We start from the raw sequence: 18,415 nt of genomic DNA, 5'->3' as shown, positions 1-18,415 counted from the left end.
GCCGGGGGCAGGTTTTTAGTTCTCAGGGTCCGCGTGCATGCGATGCTGCCGATTGCTTGACATGATTGTCTTGATCGTTCGCGGCGAGACATTGCCCGACAAGACATTGCCCGGCGAGCTAAGTTCGACGCGCTGTCACGGTGGGTAAGGCCGAACCGAGTGGAGTGATTCGCCACTAAGGGACTCGAAGTAGCCAGAGTCCTCGTCGCCGGAGTCCTCGTTCAAGCCTGAGACTTCGACGCAAAACGAATGTGACAACGACTTTGTGCTTGCCTCTATTTGATTCTCCGGGAACAACACGCATCGCGTCGCTCCCGTGCCATGCGGTGATGGGGCAAAACGATGAGCCTGTCCTCAATCGTTTACGACAATATCTTGTCGCTTTTTAAGCCTTCCATACCTGTTTTCGCCAATCAACCACACCTGCACCTTGCCTGCGTCCTGAATCAGATCGGCGGGAATCACAATTTTCCCATTCTGCTGGTCTTGCTCGGAAACGAAGACATTATGTTCATCATATCCGTTTGTTTCGTTTTTCAGGTACACAATAATGACCTTCATGTTGACCGCACTGAATTTTATCTCCCACGGTTTCCTCTTGGAAACCTGTTCGGCTGGCATGCTGAAATCGAGATCGCAAACGGAAAACTCACACGCCTCGCTCAGTGAACCGTCTTGCATCACGCAGTGGGCCGTGTAATCGGCGCACGTCTCAAACGAACGCTCGATCACACCCTTGCCGGGATGGTTGATTTCTTCAACAACCGTGTCTCCCCGCTTGATCACAAGCGACTTGACGCCGAGTGCGTCTTTGTCGATGACGTTGAACTTAACCGGCTGGCCTTTGTGGTAGGCAACCCAATCCCCACGGTCGAGAAGTAAGACGCGGTTGATGACCGGCGTCGCGGAATCGTCATCGTAGTTTGGAAACAAGAATGACTCGGCTTTGTTGTTTTCACGCCAAGCGTCGAGGTTAGTGATTCGATACAGCTCTCGTCCACGTGCAGCGATATGAGAATTAAATTTATTAGCAGAGCGATTGATCTCTCTGGTGGTTTGAGGCCAACTGTCTTCAACCCGGACGTGGGTCACTTTGCCATCGCGATTCTTGGTGATGCCCGTTACGAGTTCGATGTGAGACCCGCCCGAAGGTGTTGAAGGTGGCGTGTAGATGAGGTCTCCTGCCTTGGCGAATTGAGCCGACTGCGGTTCCACCAAGGAGATGCCATCGCGAAACGGCGGACCATGAAGGCGGCTGACATACCAATTGCCGCATTGCAACGCATAGCTGGTATATGAGGAGCACACCGCTCCGTAGTAGCACTCTGCATTGGTTACCTTACCGGACAGGTTCTCGGTATACAGCACGCTCTGAGGATTCTCGACGGCGGCCAAGAATGTTTTCAGGAAGATGTCAAATCCGATGTAACGGCCTTCCGCCTTGACGCTCGAATACGGGATTCCGGTGTACTCAGTGCCTTTCTCGAAAAATCCTGCCCTCTTCGGCATGCCTTCGACAACAGGCGTCCATTTAACTCGCGACATAATCTGTGCATATTCAACCGCCTTTTCCTGCCAGACCGGTGAAGAGCTCTCCGTTCTCGGCTCTCGGGTGGTTTCATCCGCGGATGAAGAACCTGATAGGCCGACAATACCGACCAATGACATGAGCAACCAAGCATGACGACCGTGGACCGTGTTCATTGAGTCAATCCTCTCATCTTTCTAATGCGCTAAATTACGTTAAACAGTGCGACGGGAGATCGGAGCAAGACTTTGGATGGGGTGAGCCTCACTGAGTCTTATTCCCCTGGCGGTTGCTCACTCGTCCCCGCGACGCATGCAACCTGATGGCAAGCGATGTCGCATTGGGGGATGTCGCATTCGACTTCGAGTTGAACCGAGCCACGCTCGCGTCCATTGTAACTCAATGCGTAAGCGAGTGAGCCCCCCGGGGGCGTTCAGTGAGAACTCCGTTGTGAACCTCAGAGTTTAACACGGCGCCGCATCAAAAATTTGATTCTGCCGAGTAAGATTTGTAACTGCCCCATGCACACCGAGGCTTCGAATGCAGGTCAAGCGGTTTGGTCTGAGTCAGGTGCACTGTCATCGATGATGGTTTGTCGGTCTGGCGAAAATATTAGGCGGACGTCCGAATCTTTGCCTTCGTTTTTGGGCCTCGGCGCCCTTTGTGTTGAAACAAGAACACCGTTAGCGCAGAATGCTGCGGAGAGAGGGAGCGAAGAGTTACGCGATCGAGGATTTGCTGGTATGCTGACGGACGGCAAACACAATTGGGAGAGGCCGAGTTGGTAACTTCCGTAAAATGACGGGCCAGTCGTATGCACCCGAGCGGCGAATTTGGGTGTTTTGAGTTGGAAGGGCAATTGTCGCCGCCGGTTGACCGGTAACGCTACTTAGCAGGAATCATCGCGTGAACGACTGGCGGGAATGGTTGCGATCACTAGTGTCCATGGGCGACTGCGATACGTTTCCTCTGCTGGTATTCCATGCCAATCCACCCGCCAACGAGCCGTGGCCGTCAGATCTGCCAGCGTCGCCAGCGATCCGTGATCTTTTCGCGATATGTGATGGCGGCTTTTTCGGCGACTTTAACTGGTTTGGGCTCTCGCCTCAGTTGCCCGAAAGAGAACGTCTAACGCTGCAAAATGCATACTGGCATGAACAGCTTTCGGGTTACTATCCCGATGGAACGTCGCCGCTAACGAGTGGCCAACATTTGATTCTTGGCAACGATGCTTCAGGATCTCCGCTGATTTGGGATCAGATAAACGATCGCGTGTCGACCTTTTACTTCAAAGGGGGAGACTGGGAACCGATCGAATCATCATTCGAAGAATTCATGGTGGGGCTGTTCTTCCCCGAAACCGTTGAAGAGAACGACTTTTGGCACGAAGCGTTATCGCAATTGAAAGAACAAGCAAAATAGTGATGCGGTCAGCCATAGCGGCCGACGACGCGGGTTGGGGAATCAATGGTTCAATTGGCGGCGGCCTGGTTACCGTGTTTCGTTCGGGCTGAGGATAAGTTTCGTGATCCAGTCGTGGCGTTTGAGGTGCGTGCATCGCTGATGCGTTGGCGACATCGACGGACCGCTCGAACGATTTGCTTCGGTACCATTTCCTTCCTCAGGATCGGGCACCGCGATGTTTGCGGTTCACACTGCATGTGGCCGAGTCCGATTTGCCGCTGCAAATCATCGGCATGATCGATTGGCGAATCGGCATTTTCGGTCGAACCAATCGATTCGCAGCATCAATCGTCGAAACGGTATCGGGAACGATCGCTGCGAGCGAGCTGAACAGGAAAAAGCAGCGTCAGCTGAGCTTGTTCGGCGAACTCCACTCGGCGGTCTTTGTTTGTTGCGGTTCAAAGCGGTGGGCGAAACGCCGTGCGGCGGTTGTTGCGCGGTCGATGATCCGGTGGTATGCTAATGGGCGACGAGACCGGACGCGAATAGCCGACTCTGTTCACTCCGCGAAGGCCAGCACCACGTCATGCCCAGGAGGGCGGTTTGCTGTGTTTTCTCCAATGGAAAGTCAACTATCGGTCCCCGCTGAACCGGGGCATGGGCCGGGGCATTCTCCGATTGAGATTGTATGACGGATAACCCGTTCGCTCCGCCAAGCGATGACACAGACCGCGGGTCGATCCCAGCGCCGGCTCGCATTCCCAAGACTCGACTGGAGCTTGCTGGTCAAGCGAGCGTTTGCGGGTGCCTCGGTGGCGCGTTGGTCGGAACCTTCGGGTTTTTGCTCGCTGTCGCTGCGATCGAACTTCTGCTGACACCACCTTTCAAATCGCCGCCGAACTACGGGCAATTCTTCATTGTCGTGATCGGCGTTGGGTTTTACGCCTCGCTTTTCGGTGTCTGCCTGGGGGTGGTTCCCTATGTGACCTGGCTGGGCTACCTACCATTACACTTCCTTGGGCTCTGGCTGATTTGGATGATCGACAAGCAATTCTTTCTGGAGGTGGAATGGACCGAGGCACCGATGGTCGCGATGTTCTGTGTCTTTCTGCTCCCGACACCGGTCGCCGTGTGTGTTGGTGGATGGGCCGGGCGTTACGCTCGCATCCCAGGCAGTGGGACTCAAGCAGCGACACTTAAGTGAAGGTTGGCTTGCATCGGGGGACACTCGGGGTGGAATTTGTAATGAGGGGTGTTTGGTCGCGTGGTGAGGGCCGTAAGTCTCGCTTCAGCCAGCGGCGACGCAGGGCAGGGTGCCGACAGTGGCGTTTTCGTGATGGGAAGGTGAAGACCGCCTGAGTGCCGATCACTTCAGCACCCAACGTCCCCTCTTGATCAAAAGAGTTTTTCCAAATGCAAACCAAGGTTTCACCAAAGCGTGAGTCATTGGTGACCCCGTCAACGCACCGGGTAAAGGGTTCGGCGGGTCGACATGGAGAGTCTGCTTGAGCAGGTGACCACATGTACGAAGATCGTGGCGCAAGCAACCGCCGTCTTCGCAGCGACGCAGCGCGAGTTGGTGCGGCTTGGTTTCGGTCTGGCCCTGCTAGCGGTTGCTACCTCCACCGCACCCGATCCCGAATTCTTCGAACGCTCACTGAACGGGAGCTTCGCCAAAGTCCCGGTCCGGCTGATCCGCCGACGGGGTGCCCAACTGCCACCGGCAGCCGAGGATTTACATGCGACTCGTGCTCGGAAGGTTCCGTTCGGATTAATCGTGCTCCGGGTAACAGGATGAGGCTGCGGCGGGGATCGCGGTAGGGATGGCCGTCGCTGGCGCAGCCTCCGCACCGATCCGTACGCGAAGGATTGTTTTATCCGGATGCTGATGACCGTTCAGCGTAAAAACGATCTTTTGGATAGGGTGCAGAATCTTCGGCTGCGGTCAGTAGCGATCAACGATCCGGTTGCTTCGCTGCCAAGTCCATGCCGCCCGACCCTTTTGAGTGCGACGACGCAGTCCGTGAAGCCTGAGTTTGGTAACCCCGGTAACGAATGGATCCAACCGAGTTTCGTTGTGAGGCATGGTGTGGGAAGCCAGCCACGAATTGGCGTCCGTCAGGGTTGTTGTGCTGCGGTTATCCGATTGGGTGGCCGGTACCAAATTTCGCGGGTAGAATCTTTGCGGGTGTTGATTGGCGTTCGATTTAAATCAACAAGACCCAAAGCGGTCACGTTTGAGCGCACGGTCGATCCGACGATTAAGAAGTCGGAGCGATCGCATTTGGTTATCCCGCGTCGCTTGCGACCACTGCATTGGCTTTACCATGGCTTACGTTGCCGTTTTTCTATACATCGTCTCCATCATCACGACTGCGGGCGTGACATCATTGGCCGTGGACGGTGCGATTCCAAGCCTTGGTTTTAACGCCGTGATGTGGAGCCTGATTATGATTCCCGAGCACTTCTGGATGATTCCGCATTACGAAAATACGCCAGACATCGGTGACCGCCCCTTGCCTTGGACCTTTCGACTTGGCTTGTCGCCTTCGTCCACTGTCTTTGTTCTCTCCTGTGCTCTAGGGTTGGTGCATACACTGGTAACGTACTTCCTGTTTCGCACGTTCACTACGGCGCTGCAGTGGGCAGTGCCTAACGTCATCTGCAGCGTGATTGTGTTTGCCATGCTGATCGTCATTGGCATCATCATTGGGCAATCCTCGGCGATTGCGAATCGAGAAATTGAAACGGAGTCGGAAGCACCACATTCACCGAAGCGTCGACGCATGCGATAAGCCCGTGATCTCGCTACGATTGGTGAGATTGTTGTCCGTTTGAAGATCTCGATCGACGGTGCTGTCTGACGTTATCTTTGGTGCCGTCGCAATCAGGCGTTTGCGTCAGTTAAATTTGGGAACCGTGGCTAACGCCAATACGGCTAATTTGCAGAAAAGAAGGTTGCCGATTTGCTTCGGATTCGCGTTGCAATAGCCGTACTGCAACGGTTGCTACGAGGGCGATGTTGGCGCGTTTGAAGGCGGGCGTAGCCGTTTACCTTGCAGCCAGATTCCGATCGCCGCCAGGGCGATGAACGCAGCTGCGGATACGGTGGGTGATAGGCCTAATGCCGTGATGATCGCTCCTGCACCTACCAGGCTGGACAAGATGATCACGGCCCAGTCCATCAATGCCGCAGCGAGGATCGCGCCAATCAAACCGCCGATACCAAACCAAAGCAAGGGGTTGTCCAAGCTACCCGTCGCCGCCGCTAGGCTCAGTGCGAGGTAGCCGCCGGCGTAGAGTCCTGCCAACGCGAATCCGACTCGTTGCGCCAACATGGCTAACAACGCTCCCAAAATCCCGGTCGCAACCGCCGCCAAGACCCGTATGATTTCGGTTTGCTCCGATAACATCGCAGCGCTCAATTGGGCTCCGACGAGAAATCCTGCAATCGCCACAAATAACCAATACAGTCTGCGACCCCAAAACAGTAACACTGTTCCGAACAGGATATGGATGGCGGGCATGTGATTGACTCTCATATTGGGTTGGATCGGTGCAGGAACCGCGAGTCGAGCTGGGCAACTGGCGTTACGAAGGCAAATTCCGCGTCTACAAACATTGCTGGCCGGAGCGGATCATTCCTAAGGAGTTCAGGCGGTCCTAGGGACGCGATGATCGTGATGGTCCATTTTGTCACATGTAATCAAAACACGCCCGATTTGTGACCAGCATCGCTCGCGGTGAAAGGGGAGGCGAGAGTCATTCGAGGTGATCCGCTTTCGCTTGATTAGGCGTTGCGACGGTTGTATCGACCTAACGCGGGAACCATGGCGAATGCGAACTGGCTTAGCGACGCAAAAATGAGCTAGTTGAAGCAATCGACGCGTTTGGTACGAGCGTTGCTTCCAAAATAGAACGTCATTCTTTGAAGTTGCGTTGCTGTCACGTGTTTAAGCAAATCATAACCCGAAGCGTCAGGGAGGGGCTGAGTCAAGAGCGAGATTCACTCTGTTAAGCTTCTCGCAATGAGGAGCTTACGCTTCGGGCCATGATGAACGGGCAACTTCAAAGACAGCAGCCCAGGGCATGGACATGGCCCGAGTTCACGTTGGCCAAAGTTCACGTGGGCCCGAGTTTCTACTGCCCCCGAGTATTGTGATTTGCAGGTTCTCGTTTCGAAGGCAACGCGACTACGAGAGAGCATTTTTCGTATCGCAAAAACGACAAGTGCGTTGCCGACTACCGGCGAGTAATTGCAGGGACGACGGTCGGGCACCGAGGGATCACCATGAGCTGAGTTTTTTCCCGTTTCACCCTTTTTGTCTGCAAAGCACCAATACCATGAATGAGTCCACTTCCACACCCACGACGTCACATTCAAGCCGAGGCACAAACGAGATTGGAGAATTAATCGTTCACGAACTGCAGCACCTACGTACGACGTGGTACCTACTGTTTTTGCTGGGAATCGTCTTGATCCTTTGTGGTTTGCTTGCGGTGACGTTTCCCATGTTCTCGACGCTAGGTGTCGTGATGGCGCTAGGCATCGTACTGCTGTTTGCGGGATTGGCGACCATCATCACTTCGTTCATCACCGGGAAGTGGAGTGCGTTTTTGGTGCAATTGTTGATGGGGATTTTCTATACCGTGATCGGTTTGATGATGGCGGAGTCCCCGCTTAACAGCGCGGCGGCGTTGACTTTGTTGGTCGCCTCGTTTGCCATCGTGGGTGGGGCGTTTCGCGTCATTGCGGCTCTGAATTATCGTTTTTCGCAATGGGGGTGGATGTTGTTAAGCGGGTTGGTTTCGGTGTTGTTCGGAGTGGTCGTCATTCGCCATTTCCCCGAAGCCTCGCTGTGGTTGATCGGTTTGATGCTTGGGCTCGATTTGATCTTCAGCGGCATCCACTGGTTGATGCTGTCGCTAACGATCCGGTCCTTACCAGCCGAACATGATCGTCTGCTTTAAGGCGAGTGTGTCGTAACGCCAAAGGTGCATTTTGTTCATGGGATCCCTTGGGCTCGGTTTCTCTAGAGCATTTTAGATAGATTGTAGGGCTGATTCTCACCGGCCGGCTTGTGATTGGCGAGCTTGTGGTTGGCCGCTGGGAACCAGCCCTACATCTCAATTCAATGATTAATCTGCTCTAGAGATCGGCTCTATCGCCGTTGCGCCACGCACGGGTTTCGCTCCGCGCTGCAAAAAAAAAACGCCACCGCTAGGGTGGCGTTGAGAATGGCACTTTTCGCGTGGATCACACGTGGATAGGTCGCAGAGACCGAGTCGTTCGCTCAGTTCTTAGCCGCTTTGACTTGCCGATGCACTTCGTTAACGATGTTGTTTTCGATTTCCGGCGCCCAATGAGCGGGCAGACCGTAGTAGACCATCGATCCGCCCCCCTCGTAGCCCCCTTCGGCAAGAACGCGCCGCGAAGGGATGTAGGCCATCACGTCATTGGCGTACCCAGCGACCCAGGTTTGTGTGCCGCCCAGCTCGAACTTCAGTCGATTGGCGTAGTCGACGACCACTTCGCCGCCCAGCGAAACGAATTGGACCGCATCGCCAATCGACCACACGCCGACGGGATAAGGGTACGTCGGACTGAGTGGTGTTCCACCATCGATTTGCTTCAACAGCATCTTCGCTCGTGAAACCTCGTACTTATTGGACGATTCCGCGTTGCGTTGGATTTCTTCACGGTTGGGTAACTCGGCCAAGGGCAGGTCGATTTCCTTCAGTGCCGTGGTTAACGTTCCCGCAACCGGCTGCATCTGGGAGGTCAGTAGAACGGCATCGACTGCGTTCGCAAGCCGTTGGCCATAGTGCTGTGCCAATTCAACCGTTCGGCGTGGCAGTGGGTTCTGGTCCGCGCCACAACCGGCAAAGAAGAGAGCCACACAATCGGGGTGATTCTCTTCCAATGCCATTTGAGCGAAACCAGGGTAATCGCCCGACCATTGATTGAAACTCAAGACGGTCGCATGGCAAGCGTAGCCGAACAGGACTGCGGTCAATTTGCCTTCGGCGTTGCGAGCGGCCAAGACGGGGACATCATGGTCCGACGGACCTTTTAAGGTTCCCGCGACGCGCGATTGTGGCACGGTGGCTTCCGGGACATTTTCACGACGATTGACCGCGAAGGTTGCCGTCCCACTGCCCCACGACAATTGGCTGGGTTCAAGTTTATCGATCGCTTCGCCAACGGCGGTCACCATTTTGGTTTGCAGTTTCTCGACCCATGCGTCAACCGCTTGCTGTTGTGGCGGGCTAATGGCCAGGTAGTGCAAGGGGGCCAAGTTGAGTCCGACGACGGGGCCGGTGTGCGTGTGAGAACAGCAGATTGTAATTTGTTCGCGTGACAGGCCGTACGCTTTTTGTAATGAGTTGCAAACGGTTTCGCTCAGCGTGCGATCGATGCCGACGAGGTCCAACGTCAGCACGACGCCGCGTTGTCCGTTGGCATCCTCTAGGACCAGCGCCTTGGCCCACAGGTCCGTCAATTTTCCTTCGGATGGCTTGTTGCGACCGCCATAGCCGGCCATCCAAAGAGGCTCGTCAGGAGTAATCGTGATTTTCGCGGCGCCGACCTTCCAAGTGGGTTCGCCGGAGTTGGCCGTGCCAACAAACTCGCTCCCACTGAACAATACCGCAATCGCCGCCGCAAAAAAAAGAAGTCTATGCATGAATTCATTCCAAGGTTGGGTTCTGGTTACTGCTGCACTCGACCTGATCTCACGGCGCGTTTGGCGAGCTCGCTCGAGTTTGGATCAGGCGAGGGGGAAACGCAGCAAGAGATTGGTTTCCCCGACAGTATAAACAGATTTCAGCGAGACGTTTTCATTGGGAGTTCCGCTTGTGCGTTTTGGAGCTGCGCAATCTTGGTTGCTCAGGAACTCACATCCCGTCGCGCCCGTGAGGGACTGAGTCAAGCGGGGGGATTCCCTCGCTTATACGTTGGGTCATGAAAAACACGCAACTTTAAAACGGATGCGTCGCGATGGAGATGACGTTCAACGATCCCCAGAATTTAGCGAGCGGAGCGACGTATCCGTGCACCGGGTGTCGTGTTAGGAGACGCCGTAAGCCAGCATGGCGTCGGCGACCTTGATGAATCCGGCGATGTTCGAGCCTTGGACGTAGTTGACGATGTCATCGTTTTGGCCATGCATCACACACTTGGCGTGGATATCACGCATGATGGTCTTCAACTTGGTGTCGACCTCTTCGTGGTTCCAGGACAGACGTAACGCGTTTTGGCTCAGCTCTAATCCCGAAACCGCGACGCCGCCGGCATTGGCTGCCTTGGACGGACCGTACAGGATCTTGGCCTTCAAGAAGGCGTGAGTCCCGTCGAGTTCGGTCGGCATGTTGGCACCCTCGCTGACCGCCTTGACGCCGTTTGCGATCAACACCTTGGCGTCATCCAAGTTGATCTCGTTTTGGGTGGCACAGGGAAAGGCGACGTCACAAGGCACCGACCAAGGGCGCTCATTGGCATGAAAGGTGACGCCTTTGAAGTGCTCGGCGTACTCCGAGATGCGGCCACGGCGCACCTCTTTCAGATCCTTGATGAACGCAAGCTTTTCAGCGTCGATCCCCGCTGGGTCGTGCACAAAGCCCGACGAATCCGACATCGTGATCACCTTGGCGCCCAATTCGTTGGCCTTTTCGACGGTGTAGATCGCGACGTTACCCGAACCGGAGACGGTACAGATTTTTCCTGTCAAACTATCGCCGATATGGTTGAACATGTTTTCACAGAAGTAGACGCATCCGTAACCGGTCGCTTCGGTTCGGACGAGGCTGCCGCCAAACGTCAGTCCCTTGCCAGTCAGAATTCCGGCAAAGCGATTCTCTAGTCGGATATATTGGCCAAACAGATAGCTGATCTCTCGTCCGCCCACCCCGATATCACCGGCTGGGACGTCGGTATCTTCGCCGATATGGCGATGCAACTCGAGCATCATCGCTTGGCAAAATCGCATCACCTCGCGATCGCTTTTTCCTTTCGGGTTGAAGTTCGCCCCTCCTTTTGCGCCACCCATCGGGAGGCCCGTCAGGCTGTTTTTAAAGACTTGCTCAAAACCGAGAAACTTCAGCACGCTAAGCGTTACGTTGGAGTGGAATCGCAATCCACCCTTGTAGGGACCAATCGAATTGTTGAATTGAACTCGCCATGCTCGGTTGGCGCGAATGTTGCCTCGGTCGTCTTCCCAGGTCACGCGAAAGGTAATGATTCGGTCGGGCTCGGTCATCCGTTCAAGGATTTGAGCGTCGCGGTACTTGCGATTTTCCAAGACGTACGGCATCAACGTTTCGACGAATTCATTAACCGCTTGTTGGAATTCGATTTCCCCTGGATTGCGGCGTGCAAGCCCTTTCATGAAGCGATTGGTTTCTTCGCACGATTTAGTCGGCAATACGTTGTTGGTCATTTTGTTGGGATCTCGGTGAGGTTGTCTTGTGTGAATGGAGTTGGCCGATCTTTGTGCGTCTTATTCCGAACCCGTTTCGTCTACGTCCATTCTCTGATCGCTGCGGAGGAGCATGCGGATAATCGGCTCGACGGTGAAGGGAGGTCGAGCGGGACTCAAACTTCACGAGGTGATCGGAGATCATGACCGACGCGGGATGGGGGTGGCTACGAATGGGGCTCTGGGATCGCCAGCCGCCTGCGTCCGGCGGATCTCAGTGTTCTCCAGCACCGACGCAGCGGAGATCGGGAGTGATCGGGCGGAAATGCGAGTTTCCTGCCAATACCGGTCTTGTTCGGTGGAGCGCTCTCGACGGCGGGAAACTCATTTCGCATTAGCTCGTTAGGTTCGTTAGGGAGGTCGGGAAGCGATGATTCTCTCGCTCTTTGGAGTTGCAACGTCAAGTATCGAGGCGGCCCAGGTATCGAGGCGGCCCAGGTATCAAGGCGACCCAGAAAGCGAGCATCAAACCAGTTGAAATTTGCCGCGAGCCCAGGTTTTTCATCACCCGCAGTGTAAGCGAGGGACGCTTCCTAAAACTCCTCGCTTACGCTTCGGCGTTATGATTTTGATTTCGCACATCATGCAAACGTGGTAACGCTTTTCGGAGTAAACGCTTCAGACGATTCTGGATCATTCGGATGCCATATCCGGGCTAGCCACCGTTACGGAAATCCATTTAGCGGATTCCAATCGGGACTGACTCTTTCATCGTTCCAGCGTCTCCCGTCGGAGCAAAAACAACGTTAGCCGCGATAAGTCTTCGTCACAAAACGAGTTAACGCCAGTCCAATGATAGAAATCAGGGGGGCGAATGGGGTGATCGCGATCGGATTGTGCCGATCGTCGAGCTTGCGTGTGGCGGAGGGCGATGTCGTCGAGTGAAAAAGAGAGAGGGGGCTGCGGCAAGTCGTTGTGGGGAGGCAAAAAAAAACGCCACCGCGAGGGTGGCGTTGGGAATCGTTCATTGCGAATCGTTTATTGCGATGGCGAAGCTACGCGTGGGAAGCTTCCGGCGTCTCTCGCTTTGTCAGCAGAGAAACCACGACCAAGGCAACAAATGCTAACGGGATCGTGACGATGCCGGGTTGAGCGAACGGCACGATTGCATCCGCGCCGTCCCATCCGAAGACCTTCTCGTAGGTGTCCGCCGATAGCAGAATCCACCCCAGCGAGCTGAGCATGCCGACGATCACGCTGGAGATGATGCCTTCCTTGGTCGTGCGTTTCCAGAACAACAGCATCACGAGTGCGGGCAAGTTAGCACTGGCAGCGACGCTGAACGCCCAACCGACCAGATAGCTGACGTTCATTTCTTTGAATGCGATACCGAGTAGGATCGCAATCAAGCCCACGAACACGGCTGCCAGCTTCGCGACGCGAACTTGCGTGTGTCCGCTCAATTCGATGCCCAACACGCCGCCGATCAAATCGTGAGCCACCGCACCACTACTGGCCAAGATCAATCCGCTGACCGTCCCAAGTACGGTGGTGAACGCGATTGCCGAGATGATGGCGAACAACCATTGGCTTATACTGCGTGCCAAGAGTGGGGCAGCCATATTGGTGTCGGTCAAATCGAGTGCATTGCTGGTCATCGCTCCGAGACCGAGATAGAGCGTCAAGACATAGAAGAATCCGATGCTGGCGATTCCCACAATCGTGCTTTTACGAGCCGCCGATCCATCTTTGACCGTGTAGTAACGAATCAAAATGTGGGGTAGCGATGCGGTTCCGCAGAACAGCGCCAACATCAACGACAAAAAGTTAATGCGGTCGGTCGGTTGGCCTCCGCGAATCCCGGAAAACATCGGGTGCTCTCCCGGTCGCAGAACTTGCGTGCCCGCGGTCGGCTTTTGAAAGTAGACCTTGGTCGTCGCTCCGTCGGGATGACGGATCACCTCGTTGCCCCACAGCACAATCTCACTTTTAGAGAGGGTCGTGAAAAACGAAATGGGACCGAGGGGAGTCGAGGCTTCGTAGTCCGACGGAAGTTTGGAGATATGTCCAATCGGTAACAGTTGACGTTGTCCTTCGCTCGCACCGAACGGCAATCCATCGACGAATTGTTCTCCATTGACGGAGGTGGAAATCGCTTGAGCCTGACGCAACATCACTTGATTGGGGTTCTCGGCGGAGGCTTCGACACGAAAGATCGTGAATCCGCCTTCGGAGTTCGCAAGTCGTACGAACTCGGGGTGCTCAGCCCATGCGTCGGTTGCCGGAATCGTATCGCGGCCCTCAATCTGGGGCGCTGAAACAGTCGCCGAATCGATCGGCCCGATTGATTGCAGTCCGCCATCGGACTCCACGAAGCCTTGCCTCAACAGCATCACCACCAAAATCGCACTGAAGAAGACCAACAGCGATCCTTTGAGGAATTGAACCCAGGTGGTCGAAACCATGCCCGCCGTCACGACGATCACGATTACAACGACGCCGACCATCACGACGCCGACCCAATGCGGAAATCCTAGCAGTGGTTGGATTAACGAACCGGCCCCGACCATTTGCGGGATCAGATAAAAAATGCTGACGGCCAACGTGCTGATGCCGGCGGCAAGTTTAATTCCGCGTGAATTGAATTGGGCATCCAGGGCGTCGGCAAACGTGAATCGACCGAGTCGTTTCATCGGCTCGGCGATTACAAAGAGGGCCACGATCCAACCGGCTAAGTAACCGATGGAATATAGAAAACCGTCGTAGCCATAGGCGGCGATCATCCCGCAAATGCCTAGAAACGACGCGGCAGACAAATAATCGCCCGCAAACGCGACCCCGTTGATGAACCAGGGGATTTGTCCGTGTGCGGCAAAGTAACCTTCACTGGAGGTTGCTTTACGCCCCAGAAAGAAACTAAGTCCGACGGTGACGACGACGAAGGCGAGGAAAACGAAGACTGCGATCCAGGAAGGGTCATAAATCATTTCGACGCTCCTTCGCTTGATTCGTTGTTGGCGGTTTGGTCGGTTGCAGCGTCAACGATCGGTTCATTGCGACACATCACTCCGTAAAGCAGTGCCATCAAGATCGCTGCGATGATCAAACCAAATCCGTAAACGATCGCCAGGTTCAGTCCTGCGACGACAATCGTTTCCATTTGGGACGCGTTAAATGCATTGATGAACACGAACCCGGCATAGAGAACCAAGTAAATAACGAACAACACGATGCCGAGTCGTGAGTTGTACTGGCGCGCCTCAGTGGGCACGTCCGGCTTGGGCAAAGGATGAGGCATGGGCTAAGAAATTCAAGAATGAAGAATGAAGAGTGAAGGAGGGGGGGAAACGCTGCCGCAGTGGAATTCGCGAGGCCCATCTTAACCGCTCCTTCATCGCGTGTGTGGTCGCGGGTGGGCATTTGCAACCGAACTCCACTGCAACTCAATCAAAATTAATCTTCACGCGTAAACCGTCGTAGCTCATCGCCACGCCTGCGGGCAACTGACTCGTTGTTTTTTCGTGGTCCAGATCGTGCGAGATATGGGTTAAGTAGGTTTGCGCGGCACCGACCTTGGTCGCCATGTCGATCGCCTCCTGCAAACTGAAGTGCGTCGGATGAGGCGTATGGCGAAGCGCTCCAACCACGAACGTTCGGACCCCGCGCAGCCGCTCGAGCGAAGAATCGGGAATACCATTGGTATCGGTACAATAGGCAAAATCACCGATGCGGAATCCCAGCACATGGAATCGGGGCCCGTGGGTCATGGGGATCGGCGTCACGCGGACCCCCAACACCTCGAACGGAGCCTCGTCGATGTTGCAAAACTCCAGCTGGGGAACCGCGCCAGGGTGGGTGGGCTCGCGATGGGAGAAGGCGTAATCAAACGAATGCCGAATCCGCTGTTCGACGCGGGTTTGGCAGTATAGGGGGACTGGGTGCCCAAGCCGGAACGGGAAAAGTCGCAGGTCGTCCAAGCCAAACAGGTGATCGGCGTGTTCGTGGGTAAACAAAACGGCGTGGATGAGGGAGATTTTTTCCCTCAACAATTGGGTCCGCAGGTCGGGCGGGGTATCGATCAAGATGGTTCGCGAGCCGTGCTGAGGAGCGTTGGGATCGACCGCCGGATCGTGGTCCGCGATGGCCGCGGGTAAATGGACGGCAATGGCACATCGGGTGCGGTTATTGCGGGGTGAATCGCTTGTGCAGACGGCGCATTGGCAGCCCAATGCAGGCACGCCGACGCTGGTTCCGGTGCCAAGAAAAACGACTTCGGCTTGACGCGGATTTTGGCTAGCATGCCGGGGCGGAGTCGCTTGCTGCGAGGTGTCGTTAGAGGGGGTCGGCGGGTGGGAAGGATTGGCCATAGTGGCTGAACTTCTCAGCGATTCGGAAAGCTGTCAATAAGCCCCTTGGCTGGAGAGGGCTGTTTCTGCGATACTCTCATGCTTGGCTGATAGAAATCAATGTGTTTTCGTGAGCCGCAGGCGATCGCCTCGGACCTTCCTACACAATCTTGGTGCCTCGTCGAGGCCCGTGGCTAACGCCATCGGCTCCGTTTTTTATCAGCTCAATATTGAGCCAATCACGTTAATCGTCATCAAAAAAGCAGGAAGACTGAATGTTCAAGAATTTTTCTCCTTGGTTACTTGGAATCAACGGCCGTCAAAGTGAATTAATCGAGTTGGCGTTGACCTACGGGTTCCGTGGAATGGATGTCGATATGGCCGACATGCTCCGTCGCTCGCAACGGACCAGCTTGGAAGACGCGACCAAGTATCTGCGTGCAGCCGACATTAAAATTGGTGGCTTCGATCTCGGTGTCAATTTGGACGCGGACGACGACACGTTTACCGCCCAAGTCGCGACGCTTCACCCGATGGCTGAAATCGCCAAGGAATTGTTGGTCAAGCGAGCGTACCTGCGTTTGCCCGTGGCTACCGACCGCTTGCCGTACCCAGAGTACTTCGAGACTCAACGTGCTCGTTTGAACCAAATCGCGGAAGTTTTGGCTCCTCGCGAAATCCGTTTAGGCGTTTCGTTCTCCGCGGGCAAGGAATTGGCCGAAGGCAAAGAGTTCGAATTCATTCGCGATGTCGAAGGCTTTATCGCGTTGGTCAGCAGCATTCCTGCTGCGAACATCGGCTACATCATCGACACGTTCGATTGGGTCGTGGGCAAGGGCACGCTTGAGCAATTGACCAGCATCGATGCCGAGAAGATTGTTGCGGTACGTTTGGGATCGGTTGCCAGTGACGCCACCGTCGAAACCGCCAAGACGACCGATCGCGTGTTGCCAGAAAAAGAAGGCGCATTGGCTCACGTCAGCGTGGTCAGCCATCTGAAGTCGGTTAGCTACAGTGGTCCGGTTTGCCCGACCGCCTCGTCGTCGCGTTACAAAGGGCAAACCCGTGAAAACACGGTTCAGAAGGGCCAAGAAGCGATCGATTCGATCTCCAAGGACGCGGGCGTTCACGTCGCACCGTTGCCAATGGATTTGATCGAAGACGTTCCTTACGAGCCAACGCCAGCGATCTAAGTGTGGCATTCGGGCGGTTTAGCAATCGCTCCGCCACATCAAAACGTCATCGAACAAGGCCAGAATTCGCATCCGCGGTTCTGGCCTTGTTTCGTTTTGCCAAGAGTGTCTTCGAAATGGATGTGGGATGTAGGGCCCGTTCCCACCGGCCAATCACAAACGGTTCGGCCCGAACCGGCCCTGCGATCTACTCGCGGCCCTGCGACCTATCTTAAAATGCTCGCTGCCGCGTCGTTTTCAGTGCCGCCTCTCGGATCACGTTACCCGTCATTCTCCGTCTTCGCCGCTGTCGGTCTTCGGCGCTTGCGCTCGCTTCTGCAACACCTCTTCGCTTGGAGCAACGTTCGGATCTTGCTGAGGGGTTAGTTTCGGTGTGGGCGCGTCGGTCGGCACGGGGATCGGTACCAAGATCAATCGTACCGGGGTGCCGCGTTCGGGCACCCGGCCCTGGAATGGTTGGAACATCAAGGAGTCGGCATCGGCGCTGCTCGCCAGCGAAAGGTCCATCATCGCGGTGCTGAAGTTCGACACACAAATCATGTCGCCACCGTCGGCGCGATAATATTCGCGGCCATCCTCTTCATCTTTGTAGAATCCGCTGCCTGCGAAGACCCAATCCGCTTCGACCGCTTCCTTGGTGTCCACGTTTTGAACCCAACGACGGGCATCGGTGACGTGAAATTTGCCCTGCTTGTCATGCCAACATGCCCAAACGCGAATGGTTTGACCGGTCGGAGGCACGAAACTGGGATTGAACATCGCCGTCGTTCCGGATTGGGCCCCGATGGCGAGCAGTGCGGCGTGGACTTCACTTGATTTGGCAACCACTGCGACAATCGATTCGTGTTCCTTGCTTCCCACCGGACAGGCAAACATTTCCAAGGCGCCGCGATCCATCGCGATATACCCATCGATGTAGACGCGATTCAAATTGCGGTCGACCCACAGCAATGATTCCTTGCTTAACCGTTTCGCTCCGGCGGGCGGCAATAATTGTTCGCTCAAATATTGCCTTGGTGACTTTTCTTCCTCTTCGGCCACTGGCTCGGCCGCGTCGGCGGGCGATGGGGACCGGTTCGCCTCGTCATCGGGAGGGCTTGTGGACATCACGGAATCGTCCTGCTTCGCTTTCGTGTCGACCCTTGGCAATTGCCGGGGCTCGGTCGGCGGCGGTGCCTGTGCCTGGGGCTGTGCCTGGGGCTGGGGCGTCGTGGAGGGAGCAGGGGGCGAAGTGGGCGGTGGGGTAACCTTAGGGGCGGGGGAAGGCACCGCACTGAGCTCCGGATTTGCCGTGTTTTCAACGGTTGCCGTGTTTTCAACGCTGGTGACGCCCGTGGTAGGATGGGGTTGCGGTGCGGGCACGGCGTTGGGGGATTCCGCATTGCGGCTGCACCCGACCCCCATCGTGATGGCCAACAAGAAGAAGGGAGTCAATCTGCGGGAGAACATAGCGATTACAGTCATGCGGCGTCGGTCGAGTCGATTGGGAAGTGCTAGCGTCAAACGGCTGAATGAGTAAGGTATACA

The 18,415-nt window shown here is 55.4% G+C and carries 13 protein-coding genes; 5 read left to right on the top strand and 8 right to left on the bottom strand.

Features of this window, described 5'->3' with window-relative positions:
• Nucleotides 1-354: 354 nt before the first annotated feature.
• On the bottom strand, nt 355-1,704 hold the full coding sequence (locus Pla52o_RS11440) for a hypothetical protein (protein ID WP_231612267.1): 1,350 nt from the start codon (nt 1,702-1,704) through the stop codon (nt 355-357).
• A gap of 730 nt (nt 1,705-2,434) precedes the next feature.
• Here Pla52o_RS11440 and Pla52o_RS11435 point away from each other — a divergent pair.
• The 3 genes from Pla52o_RS11435 to Pla52o_RS11425 all read left to right on the top strand — a co-directional run bounded on the left by Pla52o_RS11435 (nt 2,435) and on the right by Pla52o_RS11425 (nt 5,727).
• Nucleotides 2,435-2,950 carry a hypothetical protein gene (locus Pla52o_RS11435; RefSeq protein ID WP_146594765.1) on the top strand — a complete coding sequence of 172 codons (516 nt, stop codon included), beginning with the start codon at nt 2,435-2,437 and terminating at the stop codon, nt 2,948-2,950.
• A gap of 670 nt (nt 2,951-3,620) precedes the next feature.
• A complete protein-coding gene (locus Pla52o_RS11430) occupies nt 3,621-4,136 on the top strand; it encodes a hypothetical protein (protein ID WP_146594764.1) in 516 nt (171 codons plus the stop codon).
• Between the two features lie 1,123 nt (nt 4,137-5,259).
• On the top strand, nt 5,260-5,727 hold the full coding sequence (locus tag Pla52o_RS11425) for a hypothetical protein (protein ID WP_146594763.1): 468 nt from the start codon (nt 5,260-5,262) through the stop codon (nt 5,725-5,727).
• 213 nt (nt 5,728-5,940) lie between these two features.
• Here Pla52o_RS11425 and Pla52o_RS11420 read toward each other — a convergent pair whose 3' ends face one another.
• On the bottom strand, nt 5,941-6,459 hold the full coding sequence (locus tag Pla52o_RS11420; protein WP_197169184.1) for a TM7S3/TM198-like domain-containing protein: 519 nt from the start codon (nt 6,457-6,459) through the stop codon (nt 5,941-5,943).
• A gap of 817 nt (nt 6,460-7,276) precedes the next feature.
• On the opposite strand from Pla52o_RS11420, the gene Pla52o_RS11415 reads away from it, so the two are divergent.
• Nucleotides 7,277-7,903 (top strand): HdeD family acid-resistance protein, encoded by a 627-nt coding sequence (locus Pla52o_RS11415; RefSeq protein ID WP_197169183.1) that lies wholly within the window; start codon nt 7,277-7,279, stop codon nt 7,901-7,903.
• Between the two features lie 323 nt (nt 7,904-8,226).
• Here the strand turns inward: Pla52o_RS11415 and Pla52o_RS11410 are convergent, their stop codons facing one another.
• From Pla52o_RS11410 to Pla52o_RS11390, 5 genes are all read right to left on the bottom strand, one after another.
• Entirely contained in the window at nt 8,227-9,618 is a 1,392-nt protein-coding gene (locus tag Pla52o_RS11410; RefSeq protein WP_146594760.1) for a neutral/alkaline non-lysosomal ceramidase N-terminal domain-containing protein, read from the bottom strand.
• A gap of 384 nt (nt 9,619-10,002) precedes the next feature.
• Complete coding sequence (gene gdhA / locus Pla52o_RS11405; protein ID WP_146594759.1) at nt 10,003-11,370, bottom strand: NADP-specific glutamate dehydrogenase; 1,368 nt, start codon at nt 11,368-11,370, stop codon at nt 10,003-10,005.
• Between the two features lie 1,034 nt (nt 11,371-12,404).
• A complete protein-coding gene (locus tag Pla52o_RS11400) occupies nt 12,405-14,336 on the bottom strand; it encodes a sodium/solute symporter (RefSeq protein WP_146594758.1) in 1,932 nt (643 codons plus the stop codon).
• Entirely contained in the window at nt 14,333-14,647 is a 315-nt protein-coding gene (locus Pla52o_RS11395; protein ID WP_146594757.1) for a DUF485 domain-containing protein, read from the bottom strand. The genes Pla52o_RS11400 and Pla52o_RS11395 overlap by 4 nt, the downstream gene beginning before the upstream one ends.
• A 145-nt stretch (nt 14,648-14,792) precedes the next feature.
• A complete protein-coding gene (locus Pla52o_RS11390; RefSeq protein WP_146594756.1) occupies nt 14,793-15,716 on the bottom strand; it encodes an MBL fold metallo-hydrolase in 924 nt (307 codons plus the stop codon).
• Nucleotides 15,717-15,970: 254 nt separating this feature from the next.
• Here Pla52o_RS11390 and Pla52o_RS11385 point away from each other — a divergent pair, with 254 nt between their 5' ends.
• Complete coding sequence (locus Pla52o_RS11385) at nt 15,971-16,888, top strand: TIM barrel protein (protein WP_146594755.1); 918 nt, start codon at nt 15,971-15,973, stop codon at nt 16,886-16,888.
• A 267-nt stretch (nt 16,889-17,155) separates the two neighbouring features.
• On the opposite strand, the gene Pla52o_RS11380 is transcribed toward Pla52o_RS11385, so the two are convergent.
• Nucleotides 17,156-18,352, bottom strand: coding sequence for a YdjY domain-containing protein (locus Pla52o_RS11380; RefSeq protein ID WP_146594754.1), 1,197 nt, complete (start codon nt 18,350-18,352; stop codon nt 17,156-17,158).
• Nucleotides 18,353-18,415: the final 63 nt, after the last annotated feature.

Origin of the sequence: Novipirellula galeiformis, from assembly GCF_007860095.1 — a bacterium.
In the GTDB taxonomy this organism is placed as follows: domain Bacteria; phylum Planctomycetota; class Planctomycetia; order Pirellulales; family Pirellulaceae; genus Novipirellula; species Novipirellula galeiformis.
The sequence above is the reverse complement of the archived record's forward strand: the minus strand, read 5'-3'. Positions and strand labels throughout refer to the sequence as shown.

Bases quoted from the DNA above. Each gene is read 5' to 3' on its own strand.
- Pla52o_RS11390 (WP_146594756.1), bottom strand. From the start codon at position 15,716: ATGGCCAATCCTTCCCACCCGCCGACCCCCTCTAACGACACCTCGCAG.
- Pla52o_RS11385 (WP_146594755.1), top strand. From the start codon at position 15,971: ATGTTCAAGAATTTTTCTCCTTGGTTACTTGGAATCAACGGCCGTCAA.
- Pla52o_RS11420 (WP_197169184.1), bottom strand. From the start codon at position 6,459: ATGCCCGCCATCCATATCCTGTTCGGAACAGTGTTACTGTTTTGGGGT.
- Pla52o_RS11380 (WP_146594754.1), bottom strand. From the start codon at position 18,352: ATGACTGTAATCGCTATGTTCTCCCGCAGATTGACTCCCTTCTTCTTG.
- Pla52o_RS11395 (WP_146594757.1), bottom strand. From the start codon at position 14,647: ATGCCTCATCCTTTGCCCAAGCCGGACGTGCCCACTGAGGCGCGCCAG.
- Pla52o_RS11400 (WP_146594758.1), bottom strand. From the start codon at position 14,336: ATGATTTATGACCCTTCCTGGATCGCAGTCTTCGTTTTCCTCGCCTTC.
- gdhA (WP_146594759.1), bottom strand. From the start codon at position 11,370: ATGACCAACAACGTATTGCCGACTAAATCGTGCGAAGAAACCAATCGC.
- Pla52o_RS11425 (WP_146594763.1), top strand. From the start codon at position 5,260: ATGGCTTACGTTGCCGTTTTTCTATACATCGTCTCCATCATCACGACT.
- Pla52o_RS11430 (WP_146594764.1), top strand. From the start codon at position 3,621: ATGACGGATAACCCGTTCGCTCCGCCAAGCGATGACACAGACCGCGGG.
- Pla52o_RS11415 (WP_197169183.1), top strand. From the start codon at position 7,277: ATGAATGAGTCCACTTCCACACCCACGACGTCACATTCAAGCCGAGGC.
- Pla52o_RS11410 (WP_146594760.1), bottom strand. From the start codon at position 9,618: ATGCATAGACTTCTTTTTTTTGCGGCGGCGATTGCGGTATTGTTCAGT.
- Pla52o_RS11440 (WP_231612267.1), bottom strand. From the start codon at position 1,704: ATGAACACGGTCCACGGTCGTCATGCTTGGTTGCTCATGTCATTGGTC.